This window comes from Chitinophaga filiformis (assembly GCF_900102545.1).
GTDB classification, from domain to species: domain Bacteria; phylum Bacteroidota; class Bacteroidia; order Chitinophagales; family Chitinophagaceae; genus Chitinophaga; species Chitinophaga filiformis.
Window position 1 is genome coordinate 581,248 of the sequence record NZ_FNBN01000003.1, and the last position, 22,306, is coordinate 603,553.

At 47.1% G+C, this 22,306-nt stretch carries 15 protein-coding genes; 4 read left to right on the forward strand and 11 right to left on the reverse strand.

Annotated features, from left to right (window positions below; genetic code table 11):
- The first annotated feature begins 13 nt into the window (after nucleotides 1-13).
- Complete coding sequence (locus tag BLR32_RS14655; protein ID WP_089833011.1) at nucleotides 14-1,399, forward strand: undecaprenyl-phosphate glucose phosphotransferase; 1,386 nt, start codon at nucleotides 14-16, stop codon at nucleotides 1,397-1,399.
- A 134-nt stretch (nucleotides 1,400-1,533) separates the two neighbouring features.
- Entirely contained in the window at nucleotides 1,534-2,220 is a 687-nt protein-coding gene (locus tag BLR32_RS14660) for a histidine kinase (RefSeq protein ID WP_089833013.1), read from the forward strand.
- 107 nt (nucleotides 2,221-2,327) lie between these two features.
- Here the strand turns inward: BLR32_RS14660 and BLR32_RS14665 are convergent, their stop codons facing one another.
- The 7 genes from BLR32_RS14665 to nirB all read right to left on the reverse strand — a co-directional run bounded on the left by BLR32_RS14665 (nucleotide 2,328) and on the right by nirB (nucleotide 14,677).
- Nucleotides 2,328-3,812, reverse strand: a complete 1,485-nt coding sequence (locus BLR32_RS14665) for a malate:quinone oxidoreductase (RefSeq protein ID WP_089833015.1) — start codon at nucleotides 3,810-3,812, stop codon at nucleotides 2,328-2,330.
- A 158-nt stretch (nucleotides 3,813-3,970) separates the two neighbouring features.
- Nucleotides 3,971-5,452, reverse strand: coding sequence for a rubredoxin (locus tag BLR32_RS14670; RefSeq protein WP_089833017.1), 1,482 nt, complete (start codon nucleotides 5,450-5,452; stop codon nucleotides 3,971-3,973).
- Nucleotide 5,453: 1 nt separating this feature from the next.
- A complete protein-coding gene (locus BLR32_RS14675; protein WP_089833020.1) occupies nucleotides 5,454-9,011 on the reverse strand; it encodes a nitrate reductase in 3,558 nt (1,185 codons plus the stop codon).
- A 2-nt stretch (nucleotides 9,012-9,013) separates the two neighbouring features.
- Entirely contained in the window at nucleotides 9,014-10,312 is a 1,299-nt protein-coding gene (locus BLR32_RS14680) for an MFS transporter (protein ID WP_089833022.1), read from the reverse strand.
- A gap of 30 nt (nucleotides 10,313-10,342) precedes the next feature.
- Nucleotides 10,343-11,698, reverse strand: coding sequence for an alginate export family protein (locus BLR32_RS14685; protein ID WP_245705431.1), 1,356 nt, complete (start codon nucleotides 11,696-11,698; stop codon nucleotides 10,343-10,345).
- 55 nt (nucleotides 11,699-11,753) lie between these two features.
- Entirely contained in the window at nucleotides 11,754-12,128 is a 375-nt protein-coding gene (gene nirD / locus BLR32_RS14690) for a nitrite reductase small subunit NirD (RefSeq protein ID WP_089833024.1), read from the reverse strand.
- 44 nt (nucleotides 12,129-12,172) lie between these two features.
- A complete protein-coding gene (gene nirB, locus BLR32_RS14695) occupies nucleotides 12,173-14,677 on the reverse strand; it encodes a nitrite reductase large subunit NirB (RefSeq protein ID WP_089833026.1) in 2,505 nt (834 codons plus the stop codon).
- Between the two features lie 195 nt (nucleotides 14,678-14,872).
- On the opposite strand from nirB, the gene cobA reads away from it, so the two are divergent.
- On the forward strand, nucleotides 14,873-15,631 hold the full coding sequence (gene cobA, locus BLR32_RS14700) for a uroporphyrinogen-III C-methyltransferase (protein ID WP_089833028.1): 759 nt from the start codon (nucleotides 14,873-14,875) through the stop codon (nucleotides 15,629-15,631).
- Nucleotides 15,618-16,310: a Crp/Fnr family transcriptional regulator gene (locus tag BLR32_RS14705; RefSeq protein ID WP_089833030.1), complete on the forward strand. Its 693-nt coding sequence runs from the start codon at nucleotides 15,618-15,620 to the stop codon at nucleotides 16,308-16,310. The genes cobA and BLR32_RS14705 overlap by 14 nt, the downstream gene beginning before the upstream one ends.
- On the opposite strand, the gene BLR32_RS14710 is transcribed toward BLR32_RS14705, so the two are convergent.
- The 4 genes from BLR32_RS14710 to BLR32_RS14725 form a co-directional block, all read right to left on the reverse strand.
- Nucleotides 16,307-16,930, reverse strand: coding sequence for a response regulator transcription factor (locus tag BLR32_RS14710; RefSeq protein WP_089834170.1), 624 nt, complete (start codon nucleotides 16,928-16,930; stop codon nucleotides 16,307-16,309). The two genes, BLR32_RS14705 and BLR32_RS14710, sit on opposite strands and share 4 nt — an antisense overlap.
- A gap of 18 nt (nucleotides 16,931-16,948) precedes the next feature.
- The gene (locus BLR32_RS14715) at nucleotides 16,949-18,931 is read right to left on the reverse strand and encodes an ATP-binding protein (RefSeq protein ID WP_176842290.1); all 1,983 of its coding nucleotides are present in this window, start codon (nucleotides 18,929-18,931) and stop codon (nucleotides 16,949-16,951) included.
- A 431-nt stretch (nucleotides 18,932-19,362) separates the two neighbouring features.
- On the reverse strand, nucleotides 19,363-21,546 hold the full coding sequence (locus BLR32_RS14720; RefSeq protein WP_089833034.1) for a catalase: 2,184 nt from the start codon (nucleotides 21,544-21,546) through the stop codon (nucleotides 19,363-19,365).
- Between the two features lie 36 nt (nucleotides 21,547-21,582).
- A complete protein-coding gene (locus BLR32_RS14725; protein ID WP_089834171.1) occupies nucleotides 21,583-22,143 on the reverse strand; it encodes a YciE/YciF ferroxidase family protein in 561 nt (186 codons plus the stop codon).
- Nucleotides 22,144-22,306: the final 163 nt, after the last annotated feature.

Here is a 22,306-nt window from a genome sequence, read left to right on the forward strand (position 1 = left end):
AACCTTATTTTATATGTTAGACCGATATCTTAAAATATGCAGCATCCAGATCCTTGTAATGGATTTTATTTGCCTCAATGCATTCTTCTTTTTTACACTTTACTGGCTGCAGCAGTATGGCGTGCCGGTAAGCGTTAACAGAGATACTTTCCTGCTGGCTTCAAATATCGCATGGATTGTTGCCCTGTATACGACAGGCATTTATTTTATGAGCCAGCAGATGTCTGTGGAGAGGATTATCAAAAAACTGCTGCAGAGTATTATGTTGTACCTGCTGCTGTTACTGGCGTTCGTGTTCCTGAACAAGGAAGCTTTTAACAGGATCTTCATTGTAACCTATATGACATTGTTCGTACTGGTTGTGTTGCTGGACAGGCTCTTCTTTTATATGCTCACGAACTATATCATTCATCGTAAGGAGATCGAACGTAAGGTGGTAATTGTGGGCTATAACGAGCTTTCAAAGCAATTGGTGGATAACCTGGTAGGCCGTAAAAGTAACCTGCGTTTTGAAGGGTATTTTGAAGAATATAACAATGTACATGAACTGTCTTTATATCCGGTGATAGGTACACTGAAAGACTGCATCCCATATGCACAGTCAAACAATATCAGGGAGATCTATTCTACATTATCACCTGAGCAGTTCCCGTATCTGTATACGCTCGCGCATGAAGCAGAACGCCATTTTATCCGTTTCCGCTTCGTGCCTGACTTCAGGATGTTCGTGAACCGCCAGATATATGTAGACTACCTGGATAATATACCTATCATATCATTGAGAGCAGAGCCGCTGGATGATATTGCCAACCGGTTGAGGAAACGTATTTTTGATATTGTATTCAGTGGTGCTGTGATGTTGTTCATTCTGAGCTGGCTCATACCACTGCTGGCGTTGCTGATAAGACTGGAATCAAGAGGACCGATATTCTTTGTGCAGCACCGTACTGGGCGTAACAATCAAACCTTCCGTTGTCTGAAGTTCAGGAGTATGTATGTGAACAAGGATGCTAATTCCAAACAGGCAACAAGGAATGACCGTCGTTTTACGAAGATCGGGCGTATATTGCGTAAGACAAATCTGGATGAGATGCCACAGTTCCTCAATGTGTTCCTGGGTGATATGTCTATCGTTGGCCCACGTCCGCATATGTTGAAACATACAGAAGAATATTCAGCAATCATCCAGAAATATATGATCCGTCACTTCCTGAAACCTGGTATTACAGGCTGGGCGCAGGTAAACGGGTATCGCGGTGAAGTTACTGATGAACTGCATTTGCGTAAACGTATTGAACATGATATCTGGTACATGGAAAACTGGTCGGTGTATTTAGATCTGCGAATTATATTTTTAACTGTATTTAACACTATAAGAGGAGATAAGAACGCATTTTAACATTTTTTATAGCATATTTTACTCGTATTAGTAGGAATGTTAATGGAAAAGAAATCGCGTTAAGTGTTATTTTTACACTCCGGTAGTCAGGGTACACCGGGGTCAACTTCAGGGATGCCTGTAAACAGCGTTACATGAAAAGTTCTGTGTCAGCACAAAATTTCCTTGACGACAGCCGGCTAATAGAAGACATCTTTCACGAATTGAAATCTATTGTAGCAAGCATTCTTTCAAGTGTTGAACTCATAGTACTGTACGACGGGAAAGCAATGGGAAACAAGATTACCCGTCAGGCAGAATCAATCAAATCGCAGGTGATAGAGCTTGATTTTCAGCTGCAGAATATAAGGATCATACAGCATATGCTGGATAAAACCTTCCAGCTGAAGCGAAAGATGACCAACTTGCATTTCTTTCTGGGACAACTGGTACGTGAAGAGCCATACAACAATCTACTGTCTCCCGCCGTTGAATTACAGCATAGTAAAATACCTGTGGAGGCGAACATTGACGAAACCGTGATGCGGCAGTTGATCCTAAACCTTTTTTTCTGGATGCAACGGCACTCAACCACCCATCAGATCCCGAAGATGGTATTTAGTTTTGAGCCTGGATACTTTGAAATAAAGGGAACCTTTTATGCAAATTATATCTTCTCGTCTCCTTTCAAGTCATCGGAGAAAGGGGATAGCGAAATATTTCACCAGCCGATATGTCATATGATGTCGTATTTCGCCGCCTTACATGACGGCACTTTTGAAATACTGGCGGAACCGGAGAAGAATGTAGTGGTGCTGGTGAAAATACCCTGTAAGGCTTAGGTCTTACAGCCCGAAACACGTCTCTTAGAAACAATAAGATAAGGTTAAAACAAAAGGGGATATTTCCATATCCCCTATTTTTTTTATTACCAGTATGTAAATTCTGCTTATTTCTTCAGCTGTAATACTGCATTTGACCAGGTTCTTACCTGCTCCAGGAGAGTAGGATTCTCCGCCAGCTTTTGTCCGTAAGATGGGATCATCTGTCTCAGCTTGTTCTGCCATGCCGGCGTTGCCAGCATTTTAGGGAAGCAACGTTCCAGTAATTCCAGCATAATGGATACTGCAGTGGAAGCGCCAGGAGAAGCGCCCAAAAGGGCTGCAATAGAGCCATCTGCGGCACTCACTACTTCAGTACCAAATTCGAGGATGCCGACATGTTCAGGATCTTTTTTTATCACCTGTACACGTTGTCCTGCCACCTCCAGTTCCCAGTCTTCCATCTTCGCTTCCGGCAGGAATGCCTGCAGGGCTTCCAGTCTTTCTTCCGGCGACTGACGTACCTGATCGATCAGGTATTTGGTCAGTGGCAGATTGTCCAGTCCAGCGGCCAGCATAGGACGGATATTGTTGAACTTAATAGATTTAGGCAGATCGAGCCAGGAACCATTCTTCAGGAACTTAGTAGAGAAGCCGGCATAAGGTCCGAATAGCAGGGCCTTTTTACCATCTATCACACGTGTATCCAGGTGAGGCACGGACATAGGGGGAGCCCCTACAGAAGCTTTACCGTATACTTTTGCAGCGTGTTTTTCAACAATTGCCGGATTCTTGCAGACAAGCCACTGACCGCTTACGGGGAAGCCGCCAAAGCCTTTACCTTCAGGAATGTCTGATTTTACCAGCAGCGGCAGAGAACCACCACCAGCGCCTATGAATACAAATCTTGTATGTAGTTTTCTTTTCTTGCCTGTTTCCAGGTTTTTTACCTTCAGATACCACCTGCCATCTTCTTCTCTGTCGAGGTCGCGTACTTCATGTTTCAGGTGTACCTGTACGCCTTCCTGCTTCTGCAGATGGCCGATGAGTGCACGTGTGAGAGCGCCGAAGTTGATATCAGTACCGGCTTCCATACGGGTAGCCGCTACTTTTTCAGAAGCGTCTCTTCCTTCCATCACCAATGGGATCCATTGTTTCAGGACGGCAGGATCTTCTGAATACTCCATACCCTTGAATAAATTGTTGGCTTCCAGCAATTGCTGGCGTTTCTTCAGGTATTGAACGTTGTTTTCACCCCATACAAAGCTCATGTGAGGAACACTCTGTATAAATGTCTCCGGGGATTTAACGCACCCTTCCTGTACCAGGAAAGACCAGAACTCCTTGGATACTTCAAAGGATTCAGCAATCTTAATCGCTTTACCGATCTCGATATTACCATTCTTCTCGGGAGTATAGTTGAGTTCGCAGAAGGCAGAATGCCCTGTACCTGCGTTATTCCATGCATCCGAACTTTCTCCTGCAATGATATCCAGTCTTTCGAATATCTCAATGGTCAGTTCCGGTTGTAATTCTTTCAACAGTACGCCAAGCGTTGCACTCATTATGCCCGCACCGATTAAGACGATGTCAGGCGCCGATTTAGGAGACATATTAAACTATTTACGCGATTTGCGCTGCAAAAGTAATACGAAAAACAATAGTTCTATAACGTTTTAGTGTTCGTATTACACCTTTTTACGATAAAATATTGTCATTTTTCACTGTAACTACCTGCTGTAGTGCATATACTAAAAATGCAAATATATTGTTAATCCTGTGTGCCGGCCAGCCATCCCAGTGATGTTGCCGTAACAGGTGTGAAGTCGCTCAGTGGGGCCTCGCAGAGTGAGCAGCAGTATTGTTCCGGCAGTTCATGAAAGGATGTGCCAGGTACAATGCCCTGGCTGGGATCGCCAATGGATTCATCGTAAACAGTCAGGCAACGGCTACATTGATGCACCTCTTTCTCCGGTTGTGTCGTGCTGATAACTGTCTGCTGACCAGCTACATAATTCTGAAGAGGATCAGTAACGGCGCTGTTCTCGTAGAATTCACGGCAAAGGGACGTGATATAGGGCCCCAGGTGTTCTTTGGCCACTCCTGTCCGATAAGGCAGCAAAGTGCCGGAATTCGGGTTAAAATCCTGTGTATAAAGAATGTCAAAGCGCTGGTGACCTTTCAGGCGGCTTTTATTGACACTTTCCTGTCTGTTGATCACAATAGAGCCGAAGCAGTTATTGCCGGGATTGATCCTGATGCTGAAACACAAACCATAGGTTCTGACATCGGCATTATCAAAATGACGGATGATATGCCTTTTGATGATCAGGGCATCTTCACTGTTGTCTTCCACATGCCAGTTCAGCTCATTGGCCGCATGCCTTACATTGATCCCGTATTTACCGAGAATGTAATCCCACAGTCTCCTATGTTCAGGCGCTATATTCCTGATGATGAGTGATTTCCATGAAGTGGCGTATAACTGTCCGGTCCGGGTTTCCAGGCAGATCCTGCAGACATTCTGCAGGAATGCAAGGGGAAACTCTTCGTCCCGGCGATAGATACCCAGCCAGTAATGGTTCTCATGGCGGTTAAAACCTTCATAATAAGGCAGATGGAAAGGCGGTAACTCAAGTTCGGTGGTTACCGGGCGACAGGTATATTCCAGTTTGCTCTTTACAAGTGTATATAACTCATCGTTACTGATAGATGGACGCTGATATACGATGGACTCGATGCATTGACTCAGCTGTCCGATATTGTTCGTATAAACCAGCTCTGGCCATGCAAAGAGACGGCTGCTTTTCGGAAACCGGATGAACAAATGCCAGTAATGCGCAGCCCCTGCTGCAATCCAGTTAATATGTCCTGAGAAGAAAGGAGTGAATGTCTGTTTACTGTCGCAGATATTCACCTTCAGGGCAGGCGTATAGTCAAATAACGCAAATACGTCTTTATAGATACCTTCACTCAGCCAGCTGTCACTAATGAAAATACCAGCTGCCGGATAGGAGCTGGTGATATTGGGTGCAATACCGTAAGCATGGAATACGATCTGCTGGCGGGCACAATCTTCTTCAAATTGATCCCGGTATTTGCCGGGCACTTCTATCAGCAGTTGTTGTCGCAGGCCAAATTTTACCTGGGTTACCCTGGCCGCTGCCGCTATATCCAGAATAGTCAGCAGTTGTCCGGGAGAGACGATCCCTCCCGTAAAATTGATGCTCACTGTCTGTGTATGTCTGATCATATTAAACTGCTTGCATGATAAATACTGCTTCCTCTTTCTTACCGGAAGGCAGTTCCTTCTCCAAAATGGCTTTGATCTCCGGACGGCAACTGCCGCATCCCATTCCTGCGCCTGACGCCTGACATACGCTTTCCAGGGTATGAGCGCCTTCTTTTATTTTCTCACAGATATTGCCTTCTCCCACACCTCCGCAGCTGCATACCAGTTTGCCGATCACCGGGGTGGCTTTCTTGCCTGAACGCAATAATTCCAGTCGTTTTTCGGATAACTCTATTTTATTGGAGATCAGATCCCTGAACTCCAGGAACTCCGATTTGTCGCCAATCAGGATAGCGCCTATCAGCCGGTCGTTATGGATAACGCATTTCTTGTAATACCGTTTAGACTTGTCAATGAACACCACTTCTTCATATGCAGGATCATCTGGCGTTTCTATGGTGCCCAGTGAGCACAGATCAGTGCCATGCATCTTCAGGATATTCATGAACAATGATCCTTCGTAATAACCTGTCAGATCGCCGGCCATGTAATGGGCTACAACAGCTGCCTGTTGCTCTGCGGCTGCAGTAATACCAAACAGTGTTCCGTTGAATTCAGCAATCTCCCCGATAGCAAAGATGTTGGGATCACTGGTTTGCAGGTATTCATTTACCACCACGCCTCTTTTACAAAGCAGGTGAGCAGCACGGGCCAGTTCAATATTCGGCACAGTTCCTATCGACATAACAACAGCCTGACAAGGTACGTGTCTTCCGCTCTTCAACCTTATACCATCGAGTTTATTCAGGCCGGTAAATCTCTCTATCTCATCATTGTACAGGATCTCAATTCCACGGTCAGTCAGCTCTTCATACAACAGCTGGCTGCCCAGGGCATCCAGCTGTCGGTCCATCAGTTTAGACGTGCGTTGTACAACAGCCACGTCTATATCCATTTCTCTTAGTGAAGCCGCTAATTCAATACCCAGCAATCCACCACCAACAATCATCACTTTGCCAGCTGCCGGGTCAATATGCCGGACGAATGAATCTGCATCACGCCGGTTACGCATAGTAAAGATACCTTCCAGCGGAGGTGTATCCCTGAGGGTCGCCGCACGACTGCCCATGGCCAGTATCAATACGTCATATGTGTGTATATTGCCATTGCTGTCAGTTACCGTTTTCTGCTCACGATCTATCTCATTCACGCTAACACCTCTGTGCAGGGTAATATCCAGCAGATTTTCTTCTTCGTCTGTCATCTTCACCAGCTGTGCCCATTGCTGGGTACCGCTGATGTAATCGGGTAACATCACCCGGTTATAAAAAGGCTGATCTTCTTTACTGAATACCGTGATGGTATCAGTGGTGTTTATATCACGGTAAGCCTTTACAAATCCACAGGCGCCTGCACCTGCACCTATGATAACAATCTTTTGCGCCGGCTTCTCGTACAGTTTAACCTGCACTGCGGTGTACTTCAGATCCGGTTGTTTGGAGATCTTGTCAAGCAGCCGGTTAGTGAGATTGTTGGCGCGGTTCAGGTCATTGTCAAGTATTTTACCCCAGTGCATAGGGAGGAAAACCACACCCTTTTTGATGGATTTGCTTAACTGCGCTTTTACACGCACAACGCCATTCTCACTGAAGATCTCCACAATATCTCCTTCACGGATATCTCTGTCCATAGCATCCTCCGGATGGATCTCCAGCAGTGGCGCAGGAATATGTTGTTTCAGTTTGCTGACTTTACCGGTCTTGCTCATGGTATGCCACTGGTCGCGGATACGGCCTGTGGTAAGGATGAGTGGCCACTGAGGATCGGGCGGCGTTGACCGGTTATCATCAGGAAAAGAATGAATAATTGCTTTGGTGGACGCTGTATAAAATTTATGATCAGTAAACAGTCTTGGTGTACCATGATCTGTAGCATCGGCGGGATATGGCCATTGCACGGACCTCTTTTCTTTCAGCAGCTCGTAGCTAACACCGCTGACGTCGATATTGGTGCCTTGGGTAAGACGGCAATGTTCCGCATATATTGCCGCGGGGTTTTCATAGTCAAACCCATGATATCCCATTTTGTTGGCAAAGCGGCAGATGATCTCTGCATCCGGTAATGCTTCTCCCGGTGCATCATTTACTTTTTGCAGATAGGTGATACGTCTTTCCGCATTTGTCATGGTGCCTTCCTTTTCAGTCCATGCGGCAGCAGGAAGTACCACATCTGCGTAGCGTAATGTTTCTGGTTTGGAAGATATCTCCTGTACTACAACGAACTTCGCCTTTTGTAAAGCAGCTTCCGCCATACGTGCGTCAGGAAGGCTCACCAGCGGATTGGTACACATGATCCAGATCGCTTTCAGCCGGCCGTCATTCAATGCTTCAAACATTTCAGTCGCAGTCAGCCCCGGCTTATCAGAGATCGTAGTACCGCCCCAGAACTCCTCTACTTCTTTGCGGTGCGCCGGATTGTCGAGCACACGGTGTGCCGGCAACATGTTTGACAAACCACCTACTTCACGACCACCCATGGCATTGGGTTGCCCGGTTAGTGAGAACGGCCCGCAGCCCGGTTTTCCGATCTTTCCTGTGATGAGGTTGAGATTAATAAGGCTCAGGTTTTTGTTTACGCCTACTGCACTCTGGTTCAGTCCCATTGTCCACATAGTCATAAAACCTTTCGCCTGTCCAAGCGTCGCAGCAGCTTCATAGATCAGATCTTCCGAAATACCGCATACTGCTGCCGCGCTGCTAATGCTGCGCTGCATGACAGTATCCCGGTATTTCGCAAAACCTTCTGTATGTTGCTGAATGAAGTGATGGTCGGTATGACCAGCTTCTATCAGCAGCCTGCCAATCGCGTGGTGCAATACGATATCCGTACCCGGCATCAGTTGCAGGTGAATATCCGCTATTGCGCAACTCTGTGTTACACGCGGGTCACTTACAATGATCTTCAGGTTAGGATTCTTCGCTTTTGCAGCTTCTATCCTGCGCCAGAGTATCGGGTGACACCAGGCAGGATTAGCGCCGGCTACAAATATGCAATCTGTCTGTTCTATATCATCATAATTTCCAGGCACACTGTCTTCACCCAGCGACAGCTTATAGGCAGCTACTGCACTGCTCATACACAGTCGCGAGTTGGTGTCTATGTTATTACTGCCGATGAATCCTTTGATCAGTTTATTCACCACATAGTATTCTTCCGTCAGGCATTGACCAGAAGCATAGAAGGCTACAGATTCAGGGCCATATTGCGCTATCATCTGTTTGAACACTGCTGCGGTACGCTCCAGCGCCTGATCCCAGGAAACGCGCTGCCTTGGCATATGCCGGTGGTAGCGCATTTCTGGGTAATAAAGCCTGTCTGATGTGTCCATCACGGTGTAATGCAGGTTCATGCCTTTGGAACAAAGCATGCCCTTGTTCACCGGATGGTCTTTGTCTCCTTCCACGCTGAGTTTTCCCTGCCTGTCCCTGTGTACAACAATACCGCAACCTACGCCGCAATAGCAGCAGGTGCTTCGATAGCTGCCCGCAGGGAGTTTACTATGTTGATGATTGCCTGTCATTGTTATTCAGCAAATGCTACGTTTCCGGCAGTGGCCGTTTCTGCAGCTGGTTTCTTAATGAATTTTGTAATCATTACTATAAATGATACAACTATCACGATATAACCGATATAAGTAAATGCCTGTACATAAGTGATGCTCTCAGACTTGAAAAGGAAGCCGAACAGCATACCTCCGAGGTTACCACCGGCGCCTACTATACCACTTACCAGGCCCACATTCTTTTCATTGACAAAAGGCACAATACCATAGGTAGCACCATTAGCCATCTTCAGGAACAGTGCGAAGCTGAGCATAGATATGATAGCCAGCGCCAGTGAACCTGCCTGTGCAAACAGCAGCAGTCCTATACCTTCCAGCAGCAATACAATTGCCAGCAGAATACCTTTTCCTCTCATACCCGCTTTAGCGCCTACTTTATCTGAAATGATACCACCCATCGCTCTCGCAAAGATGTTCATGAAGCCAAAGATGCCTGCCCAGAAACCGGCGCTGCTCTGTGACAGATGGAATGTATCCACGAAGTGCAAAGAGGCAACGTTATCAAATGTGATCTCCATACCGAAGCACATACCGTAAGCCATTGTCAGTGCCCATATGCGCCAGTCGCCCAGTATGGTCCAGTCAGTTTTTGCTTTCACTGTATTGCTACGATCTATCTCATCGAAATTGCCGGCAGGAGTGTCCTTGGTAAACCGATGGTACATCCATGCTACTATCAGCATCATGATACCTGGTACGATCATCGCAAAACGCCATGCTTCGTGTTTGGTATATCCGAATCCTACAATGGCAGCAAAGATGAGTGGCATCACCATATTGGTTACACCACCGCCGAGGTTACCCCATCCGCCCGTAACGGCATTGGCAGTACCTTTTATATTCGCAGCAAACATCATGGATGTATGGAACTGTGTGATTACGAAAGAAGCGCCTATCACACCGATAGCAAGGCGAAATAACAGGAACGTTGTATAATCATGGGCGAATCCTACAAGAAATACCGGCAGGGAACCTGCTATTAACAGGCGTATAGCCGTTTTGCGCGGTCCCCAGGTGTCGCACAGTTTACCGATGATCAGTCGTGCGATGATAGTGCTGGATACAGACGCGATAATGATATTACCTACCTGTGATTTCGTCAGTCCCAGGTCTTCCCTGATGGTAGGCATCAGCGGCGCCAGACCAAACCAGCCAAAGAAGCAGACAAAGAACATCAGCCAGGTGGTATGAAACGTACGCATCTGCACCGAGTTCAGTGAAAAGAGAGGAAGTTTATTAAGAGGTTGTTGAGTATTCATGTTGAAAAAGATCTGGTTGAATAATGTTGTTTACTTGTTAAAAATCATCTCCGGCCTGATATTGATCGACACATATGCCCAGTTACTGTTGCTTTGTGCGTTGGAGACGTTCTTAACTGCTGCTGAAGTCAGTGAAGCTGTATTCCAGAAGTGACTGTATCCCGCTTCAAATGATATCACCTTTGTCAGCGCATACATGGCCACCATGTCAGCTTCAGTACCGAACTTCCGGCTGAGAGAGACACCGTTCTGTACCACATTGCTCGCACTATAGAATTCATGTACATCTCCTGTCAGCAGAAACTTTGATCCCGCTTTGTATTTTGTCTTCAGGTAGTAATCCTGTAATCCCCGGTTACCGAATCCGCTGGCCACATAGAAGTAGTCCATATAGCCCCAGAATTTATGCGGTGTTCCATACAGCGGATCGAAGGCGTGGCTCTTGCCTGCTGCATTGGTACCTCCGGTAGTGTAATCTGCACCCAGACCTGCGCTGAAAGATTGGCACAGCTGGTATTGAAAAGCGGCAGATAGTAATCCGGAGCTGAGCTCCTGTGCATTGGCGTTCGTTCCGAACTGGTAATATCCTGCAGCAGTGAGCGTCAGCTTATTGAACCTGTTATTAAAATACAGTCCGGTTGTCATGCGCGTATGTACGCCCTTATCCCAGATCTTAACGCCTGTGCTGTCCGGATGGAATTTGGAGAACTGGTCAGCCAGGAATAAGAAAGAGATACTTCCTGCAGATAGTTTCCTTGCACCATACAGATATTCCAGGCTTTTATACATGGTACCGCCATTTGTCGTAGCGGTGTAATTCCCCGGAGGGGTGGGATTATAAACTGTACCTGCTGCATTTTCTTTGTTCTGATTGAAAGCAGCACCCAGGTGTAGCGTATATGGTCCCGTTTCATACTTCAGTACCGCTGCATCGTGGCGGCGGCCTTGTTGCGCCCAGTCCAGGTTTCCCAGCAGGCGGTGATCATCATAAATAATTTCCTGTCGACCGATCTTGAGGCTTAGGTTCTTGTTTTTTACTACTGTGTCCAGCAGCATAATTTCGGCCCAGGCCTCGTGCAACATCAGTCCATTGTTCTCCTGTGTAGTGGTCTTGTTAATGGTGGATCCGTCCTGTCCCCATATCCGGACGTCCTGTACTGTCAATCCCAGTTTAAAACGGTAGCCGCTAAAGCCTGCAAAGAGGCGGCTGCGCTGGGAGGTAAAAAAGGCAGGGGAGGAGCCTTGCGGCAGTGGGGCCCCCTGGCCGTCCTTCAATTCTGTGCGCGTTCTGAGTTGAGCGCCAAGTGTAAATTGTGCCTGCGCTGACGTGCGCAAAAAAAACATACAGAGCAGGTAAAAGAAACCCGCTGAGAACAATTGTTTCATGCATTCTGGTTGATAATGTGAGCAATAAGAGTATTCCCGCTCTCTGCTGCTGTTATTATGCTTCCTGCATGATCCCTATGTACACCTTGTCGTTTTCAACCTTGACAGGGTAGGTGGTGAGGGAGCATTCTGTCTCGTCTGACAGGCAACGGCCGTCTTCGAGAGAGAATGTTTTTTTGTGAAACGGGCAGGCCACTTTCGGCTCGCCATTATGTGTGCCTGTCATACCGCGGCTAAGAGCCATCTGCTGACGGTGAGGGCACAGGTTCTGTGTAGCATACCAGGCATCGCGTCTGGCGAAACGGAACAATGCAATTTGTACATCATCATACTTTACGCATACGCCTCCGTTAGGCGGAACGTCGATTACGTTACAGGCATAGAACCATTCTACTGTTGTTTGTGTGTTTGTGCTAATGGCTGTCGACATAAGTTATCTGTTTATTGATGAATGTCTTTTAATGGGCTGGTCTTTTATTTCCACTCTGCGGCTTTCTTCTGTTCCCGCATGTTGTCAAATTTTACCGTCGGGTCTTTTGCACCAGGCGCATTCACAAAGTGATTGAAGCGCTTGCGCAGTTCAGGACTTTCTACCACTTCCTTCCACTCGCATTTATATTTATCTACAAGGGCCTGCATTTCTTTGTCCAGCTCTTCTGCTATTCCCAGGCTGTCATTTATCACTACGTTACGCAGGTAGGTAATGCCGCCATCCAGCTTATTCAGCCATGTTGCAGTACGGGTTAGCGGATCGGCTGTCTTGATGTAGAACATCAGGAAGCGGTCTATGTAACGGATACAGGTTTCGCTGTCCAGGTCTGCCGCCAGCAGAATAGCGTGCTGTGGTTTGGAACCGCCATTACCACCTACATATAGGTTCCAGCCCTTTTCTGTAGCAATGATGCCAAAGTCTTTCGACTGTGCTTCTGCACATTCACGGATACAACCGGATACGGCGGACTTGATCTTGTGCGGAGCACGAAGACCGCGGTAACGTTCCTCTATCTGTATGGCAAAGCTCACACTGTCATGCAATCCGAAACGGCACCAGGTAGAGCCTACGCAGCTTTTAACTGTACGCAGGGCTTTTCCGTAGGCATGACCACTTTCGAAACCTGCTTCGATCAGTTCTTCCCAGATATCTGGCAGGTCGCTCAGGTGAGCGCCGAAAAGATCGATACGTTGTCCGCCGGTGATCTTGGTATACAGGTTATATTTCAGGGCCACCTGTGCGATGACCAGTAATTTAGCGGGAGTGATTTCTCCTCCGGGGATGCGGGGTACTACAGAGTAGGTACCACCTTTCTGGATATTGGCGAGGAAACGGTCATTGGAATCCTGCACTACATCATTACCCTTATCCAGGATCATATCATTCCAGAGGCTGGCCATGATAGAAGCCACAACGGGTTTACATACTTCACAACCATCACCGTGACCATAGTGGTCCAGCGCTTCATCGAAGGAGCGGACATCTTTAATACGGATCAGGTCATAGAGTTCCTGACGGGAGTAAGCAAAGTGTTCGCAGATAACGTTGCGGATATATTTACCCTGGGCTTTCATGGTGCCGGTAATGAGGTCTTTCACCATTGGCGTACAACCTCCGCAGCAGGTGCCTGCCTTGGTACATTTCTTAACGGCGTCCAGAGTTTCGTTGCCAGCTTCCACAGCGCCACAGATAGCGCCTTTGCTCACGCTTTCGCAGCTGCAGATGATGGCATCGTCCGGCAGACCCAGTACGCCTGGACCAGCCTCCTGGCTACCACCACGGGAACCCAGCAGCACATCTTCAGGGTTAGGAGGGAGGACTACTTTGTTTTTGGATGTCTGCAACAGCATATTATAGGCGTCTGCATCACCGATCAGGATACCACCCAGGAGGTATTTTCCGTCGTTGGTGATGCTGATACGTTTATAAACCCCTTTCATGGTATCTTCAAACACGATACTCCGGCTGGTTTCTGCTGACACAAAAGGATCACCGAAGCTGGCCACGTCCACACCTATCAGTTTCAGTTTGGTGCTCATGTCAAAACCGGTGAAGGTTTTCTGCTGTGCTTCGCCGGCGATATGAGAAGCTACTACTTCCGCCATTTCATATCCTGGTGCCACCAGACCGTAGATCATGCCATGATAGAGCGCGCATTCTCCGATGGCATATATCTCAGGATCAGTAGTTTGTAAGTGTTCGTTCACCACGATACCGCCTCTGTGACCAGTCTCCAGACCGCTCAGTTTAGCCAGTTCGTCCCGTGGTTTGATACCGGCGGAAATCACCAGCATATCTGCTTCCAGTATGCTTTCATCGGCGAATTGTAAGCCGGTGATAGTTTCATCGCCCAGTACTTCACTGGTATTTTTATTAGTATGAACCTGTAAACCAAGCTGTTTTAACTGCTGCTCCAGGATGCGGGAACCACTTTCATCAATCTGCCGGGGCATAAGCCTTGGAGCAAATTCTATTACATGGGTATCTGAAATGCCCAGGTCCAGCAGTGCCTTAGCTGCTTCCAGACCCAGCAGACCACCACCGATCACTACCCCTCTCTTCGCCTTAGGGGCATAATCGCGCATTAGCTCCAGGTCTTCTATAGTGCGGTAAATAAATACACCTTTTTTATCCACCCCAGGAATAGGAGGTACAAAAGCGGAAGAACCCGTGGCAATAACGAGATAGTCATAGGCTTCTGTAATACCTTTATATGAGTGAACTGTTTTATTGGAGCGGTCGATCTGCTGAACAGGATCGCCCAGGTGGAGGGTGATATGGTTGGAAGCGTACCAGTCTGCAGGCGCCATTAAAAGGTCATCTGCTGTTTTGCCGGCAAAAAACTCGCTTAAATGTACACGGTCGTAGGCAGGGCGGGGCTCTTCTCCAAAAACTACGATCTCAGCAGCCTGGGCTGGCAATTTGGAGAGTATTTTCTCGCAAAACTTGTAGCTAACCATGCCATTGCCTATAATTACAATTTTCATTGCCAAAGATTTGAGTTGATAAATTTAAAACGGTCTTTATATGCTTAATTATTTAATATGATAACTATTTTCCTGTTCGAGTTGTAAAAAGAGCCGTTTTTTATGATCTGCATCATGAAATTAGCAATAAGAGTTCTAATTTTATAGTGGTTAGTCTGATTTTACTCATATAAATATTATTATAATATATCTCGTATGGCATATTTATCTTTGCTGGGTGCAGGACCGGGGGATCCTGAGCTGATTACTTTAAAGGCTGTGAACGTTATCCGGCAGGCGGATGTAATATTATATGACGCCCTGGTTAATGAGAGCTTATTAAGTTATGCAAAACCAGGAGCTGTTGTCCGGTTTGTAGGCAAGCGCTACGGGTGCCATTCACTGTCTCAGCAGGAGATCAACCACCTGATCGTGTCTTATGCCCGGAGTCATGGACATGTGGTAAGGTTGAAGGGAGGAGATCCCTTTGTATTTGGCAGGGCTACAGAGGAGATAGCCGCCGCTAAAGGAGCCGGTATCCCCGTACAGGTTGTTCCCGGTATCTCAAGCGCGCTGGCAGGCCCTGCTGGTCAGATGATACCGCTTACTTCCAGGGGTATTACAGAGAGCTTCTGGGTAACTACCGGTACTACCCTGACAGGAGAGATCTCTGCAGATATAGACCTGGCAGCCCGTTCCTCCGCCACTATTATTATATTAATGGCGATGAGCAAGCTGGAGGCTATTATGGATATATTTGCAGGGTATGGTAAAAGCAATCTGCCCGTGGCCATCATCCAGAACAGTTCTACTGACCGGGAAAAGGTGGTTACAGGTACAGTTAAAGATATTGTATTCAAAGCGCAGCATGCCGGCATGTCGAATCCGGCAGTAATTGTGGTAGGAAAAGTGGTGGACCTGAAGGATATGACCGGCACAGTGCAGCAATTAATCGACAGGCATGAAGAAAGATAAACATGGTTGCGATCTGCAATCCTGTATGTTATGTACGTTGTGTATCCCTGCATGGAAACCAGCCATTGCAGCACACAGACAAAGTTTCACATTAAAAAAAGGTCAGATGCTCTTCCGGGAAGGAGAGCCGGTGAATGGGATCTATTTCGTGAATGCAGGCAAAGTAAAAGTACACAAGCATTGGGGCGATGACAGAGAACTGATCGTCCGCTTTGCAAAAGAAGGCGACATTGTCGGACACAGAGGTGTGGGCAGTGAAATGGTCTATCCGGTATCGGCAACTGCCCTGGAGACAGTAGATCTCTGTTTCATAGACCTGGCCTTCTTTCAGGCTACGCTCGGAGTCAACCATGAATTCCTGCACGCATTGATGATGTTCTATGCAAGTGAGTTGCAGGAGTCCGAGAAGAATATGCGCAATCTGGTGCATATGCCTGTAAAGGGACGTATTGCACATGCGCTCCTCGCGCTCCAGAAAAAGTTCGGTACAAACGAAGAAGGTTGTATTAATATGACGCTCAGCCGGCAGGACCTGGCCTCCTATACCGGTACTACCTACGAAACAGCCTTCCGTATCATGAGTGAGCTCATACAGGAAGACATTATCGCTATCACCGGTAAGTGTATCGCCGTAAAAGATCCTGCCAGATTAGAGATCCTGGAAGCGGCAGCTGGTTAGAGCAGTTTATATTCTGACGCCAGCTTCACAACAGAAGTGGTATTGTTTACACCGAACTTCTCCATCAGGTTCTTACGGTGACTTTCCACCGTATGGGTACTGATGAATAACTGGTCGGCTATCTGCATGGTGGTTAAACCCTTACCAATCAGCTGTAGGATCTCCTTTTCCCTGCGGGTAATACGTGGTATGGCTTTCAGGAGTTCCATATCTGCATTCTTCAGCGCTTCTTTGGTGCTGCTGCAGAGGTACTCCTCTCCATCCATAATGGCGTAAATAGCGCGGATGATTTCATTACCCAGTGCATTCTTCAGCACATAACCACTTGCTCCGTTCTGCAGCATGCTGTGGATGACAGGCTGTTCGTCATGGATGCTCAGCGCAATGATCTTTACATCTTCATACTTCTTTTTCACTTCCCCGCAAAGGGTTACACCACTAATGTCCGGAAGGTTTACGTCCATCAGTATCACATCAGGCTGTCCTTTTTCCAGCGCCTGTAATACACTTTTACCGTCTCCGTAATCGCCGTTCAATTCTATTCCTGCATCACTCCGCAGGATGTTCTTCAACCCTTCTACCATGATAGGATGATCTTCTACCACTACTACTTTGATCATAACTTCTTTCAATTAAGTTTAACTAATGGATGTTGCGCATTCTATGGTAATGGCCGTGCCGGTACCAGGTTCTGACTGGATATCTATCTTTCCACCCAGGAATTCCACACGGGCTTCTATATTTGCCAGTCCGGCTCCCTTGAGCTTATTGCCCACGGTTGTATCAAATCCCTTTCCGTCATCTTCTACAGTGAGGAACAGGGTATTGTCTGTCTGCTGTAATAACACGAGTATCTGCGATGCTTCTGCATGTTTGACGGCATTGTTCACCAGCTCCTGCATAATTCTGTATAATACCACCTGTCGTGTATGCTCCATCGTATCTGCCTGAAAATTGAACACCTGGCAGATAATGTTGTCGGTACCCGTCTTTTTCAATCCCCTGCAATATTCTACAGTAGCCTCTCCGAGGCCATATTTAATCAGTATCTCCGGCATCATGCTGCGGGCGATACGACGCAGTTCATCCATTGCACCATCCAGTCGCTGTAAGGTATTCTGTACCACTGACTGCCGGTGTACTGTAGTCTGGGAAGGATTCACGGTAGACAGTTCCAGTTTAATACCGGATAAGAGTCCGCCCAATCCGTCATGCAGGTCGCGCGCCAGTCTTGTACGCTCTTTCTCCTGTCCTTCCAGCATAGCAGAGAGGAGGGATATCTTATGCTCCTGACGGATGCGTTCTACTTCGAATTCATGCAGCTGCCGTTGTTGTTCCAGCAGTTTGCGGCCGTTACGGTAAAAAAGGTAACTAAGCGCTGCGACTACCAACAGTGATAATATGATCACCACCATCAGTGAAATCAACAGCCGGTTCTTCTGCAATGCAAATTCCTGGCGTTCATTCTCGTGCTGTAGCTGGAGGATACGGTTCTCTTTTTCGGAAGACTGATAATGTGCTTCCAGCTCATGGATCTTTTCCGTTATCTCCCAGTCCTGCAGACTGTCGGCCAGTATAATATACTGTCTAAGGTACTTATAGGCGTCATCAGGGAAGTGCTGTTTAAATGACAATTCTGCCATCAGGTCCAGCGCATTTAAACGGAAGGGGAAATCTTTCAGCGTAAAGGACAAACGCCCGTATTCATCCATCAGCTTCATGGCCTTGTCGTATTGTCCCTGTCTTTCAAAGAGTCTGGCCAGTGAGTACATGTTATTGCAGATAGCCACATTGTAGTTTAGCCTGCGGGCGATAGTAAGACCGTTGTAAAACATAGTTGTTGCATGGTGATACAACTGATGTTTCACATCCAGCAATCCCTGGTGATAATAATAATCAGCCCATATATTAATGGAGTCTACTCCCGTCTTGTCCAGTTTTTCTTTGGCTTCCATCAGATGGGTTTCCATCTTCTGCAGACTATCCAGGTGATACATGCAGCTGGCCAGGCTTAAATGCCTGCTGGCTATCAGATCGTTATACCGGGCAGGGTCATCATAGCTGGCAAGGCTTTTATAATAATAGGAGATAGCGGTCTTGTATTGTGATTTACTGAAGAAGATATCCCCCAGGCTTTGATAGGTAGCGTTCAGCTCAGGAATGGCATGTAGTTTCTCCAGTAAGGGAATGGTCTGCAGGTATTCTTCCATCTGAAACTGTGCCTGCCCCTTATTACCCAATACTTCTGCCAGGTTAATCCTGATCTGCGCCAGCAGCATACGTCCTTCTCTGCTCGTATCTTTCAGCATATCTTCTCTGGCAATGAGCAGGTGTTTTTCTGCCTCCTGGAAATTATTAATAGAATTGAACCAGGCACCTATTGCCAGGTAAGTACGTGCAATACCGATTTTGTTATCGTGGTCTTCTTCCAGCTGCAAGGCCTGTTTGAAATATTTCAACGCCTGCACAGTATCCCTTAAGGGGAGTTTCCGGGCCAGCCTTATATATAGTTCGGAAGATACCTCGTCGGCAGATCCGCGTTTGGTACCCGCTGTAGAATGAGTCTGGGCGCATAACCGGGCAGTTATACAAAATAGGACGATAAGTATAGGTATTCTCATGGGCATAAATCAGGGCGGAAATATATAATTATTTGAGATACATATTCTTATTATTTTTCCTTTGTAAAAGTATCAATAGGTCCTCCCTGGGAAAACCCCTGTTTTCCGGGATTTTTTTCCCTGACTTCGTTATTAATTTTGCATTGTGATTTTGAAAGCCCTTGAAGATGATTGTTACAGGTATATAGCTGCTTTAATTGTCCCTTAAGATTGTTTAGACCAATGTCTTATGTGGACGGCATGTATACTCCGAAGATATCACAAAGCAAATTACCAGAAATATTTTAACCGTCTTTATAGTATCAACATAGTATCACCACGAAGAAAATCGTGGCCATTTTTGTCACGCCCCAGATTGTATTTTTGTTGAAGAACCTTGATGAAGGGCAGCGGGTGTGTGGACCCGCTGCCATCCACCATCAAAACGAAGATCAGGCAGGTACTCTGCGTGGTTTCTCTCTCTCCCAGAACCGATGTTGCGCAATAGCTTTGATGAATGTCGCTGACAATTCAGCCATATCCTCACTCACAATAACGCCTTCCATCAATGCCGATTCTACAGATGTATCCTCCGGTAGTTTTTTGAAGAAATAAGTGGCCTCCAGTACCTGCAATGCACCTGTATGTGCTGCAATAGCCTTACAATGTCTGTACGCCTCGTTCAGGAAATGTACCGCATCTGCATCTGCTTCCAGTGTTGCGACACTGTTGACACCCGCTGCTACATATACCGCATCATACAGTACCGAAGCGGCCGTCAGGAAACTACGGACTACCGGTATGGGCGTATTATCTTCTGCAAGGATATTGCCGAGATGCGGTGCTATCACTTCCGGAATGGCGCCTGCAGCCTCCAATGCCTCTTTCACTGTTGTAAGCGACGCCGCATCCACGCCATCGGCTGCCAGCAGTGCGATCTTCCGGGTCCGGATACTGTTTTTCACTGTATTGGCCATACTCAATGCCGGAGATATATCAGGAACAGGTGCTTTAGGTGGAAAAGGTTCATATCTTTCCCTGTCGGCATCCGCAGGTACGCCATGATTAATGGGCTTTTCCGGCGTTTCAGGCACCTCCAGTCCTAGGCCATGTGCCACTTGTGCGGCCAGGTCTTTATCTACCTGTGTCAGGATGCCTACCATGCGTTGCCTGATAGCCACTGTCTCCACTTTGCCCAGTTCAAACCGGAACGCATCAATGAGGTGTTGTTTCTCGGCGTCTGACTGACTGTTATAGAAAAGCGTCGCCTGACTGAAATGATCGAAGAAGCTGCGGCTTCTTTCCCTGATTTTAACAGCGCTGATCTTTTCTGTATAGGAGGTGAATCCGCCTTCCGCAGCTTTCGCCTGGGCCGGATCTCCACCGCCAAGGGAATTAGGACTATAACTGCTTCTGCCCCTGTTGATAGTTTGCCGCATGAATCCATCCCGCTGATTATTATGTACAGGATTGATCGGACGATTGATAGGGATCTCCTGGAAATTGGGGCCTCCCAGCCGTATCAGCTGTGTATCCGTATAGGAGAAAAGGCGACCCTGTAACAGGGGATCATTGGTGAAATCTATGCCGGGCACTATATGCCCGATATGGAATGCCGCCTGCTCTGTCTCTGCAAAGAAGTTATCAGGATTACGGTTCAGTGTCAGTTTACCGATTCGCTGCACCGGAACCAGCTCTTCCGGGATGATCTTGGTGGCATCCAGCAGGTCAAAATCAAACTTATGTTCATCTGCTTCAGCCACGATCTGCACGCCTAATTCCCATTCAGGAAAGTTGCCACTTTCAATAGCCTCCCAGAGGTCGCGCCGGTGGAAGTCCGGATCCTTGCCGGAGATTTTCTGTGCTTCGTCCCAGGCTACCGAGTGTACGCCAAGCAGAGGCTTCCAGTGAAACTTCGCAAAAACACTTTCGTTAGCTGCATTTACCAACCGGAAGGTATGCACGCCAAATCCTTCCATCATACGGAAGCTGCGCGGAATAGCACGGTCGCTCATCAGCCACATGACCATATGAGTGGACTCAGGCATGAGTGAAATGAAATCCCAGAAAGTATCATGAGCAGATGCTGCCTGTGGTATTTCATTATGTGGTTCCGGTTTTACGGCATGTACAAGGTCTGGAAATTTCAAAGCGTCCTGTATAAAAAATACAGGCATATTATTGCCCACCAGGTCGAAGATGCCTTCTTCTGTATAGAACTTCGTGGCAAATCCCCTTACATCACGGGCCAGGTCTGTAGAGCCCCTGGAACCTGCTACGGTAGAGAATCTTACAAATACCGGCGTCTCCCGTGAAGGATCTGTCAGGAACCCTGCCTTCGTGTACTTTTCCATGGATTCATATACCCTGAATACACCATGTGCACCGGAACCACGGGCATGTACTACCCGCTCCGGAATGCGCTCGTGGTCAAAGTGAGTGATCTTTTCTCTGAAGATAAAATCCTCCATCAGCGTGGGACCACGATCGCCTGCCTTCAGCGAATTATGATCATCGTTGATCTTTACGCCGGTATTTGTCGTAATTATTTCACCTGTGCTGTCTTCTATATCAGGGGAGAGCTTCTCGATTTTTTTATTCTCGTCAGGAACTTTGGAGGTCTTTTTACCGGGCATTGTTTTGAGTTTTTATGGTTATCAGATGGGAAGGGTTTATTCTGCTGCAGCTTCGTAATTGATGTTGTTTTCCGCGATTTGAGTAAGCAGTACATCTGTTTCTTTTTCTTCTGCCAGTGTAGCTTCGAGCAATGAGGCAACCTCCGTAAGACCAAGGGTAGTGGCCAGTTGTGCGAGTCCACCATAAGTAGCGATCTCATAATGCTCTACTTTCTGTGCTGCGAGGATCAGACCTACGTCCCTGGTGGCAGTTCCTGCTTCTGTATCGGCGATAATGGACTCACCTTCCAGCACAATACCTTCAATGGCATCACATTTTTTACCTCTCGCGGGTTTACCCAGCAGGTCGAATACCTGCTCAAGGCGGTTGATATGCCCCATTGTTGCCTGCAGATGATCTTCAAATGCGGTCTGTAACTCAGGCGTTGTAGCTGATTTTTTCATTTTAGGCAGCGCCTTGGCGATGTGATTTTCAGCCCAGTAAATGTCTTTGATTTCTTCACAGAAGAACTCCTGCAGGCGGGAGTCCATTGTGGCGGTTGATGCCGTTTCAGCAGACCTGGTCGCTTTCTGATTGATGGATGAATTTTTTGCCATAAGTAGATAATTTTCATATTGTCTTGCCAACACTATACCGCTGCCGCTATATACAGCAGTGGCTTCTCTGAATTGATAAGCCTGTAGCAGATTTTGCACAGTATGTGCAGGATGAGCAATAGTGGAACAAGGCAATAGAAAACTCTTCCGTTATTTAAGGCTA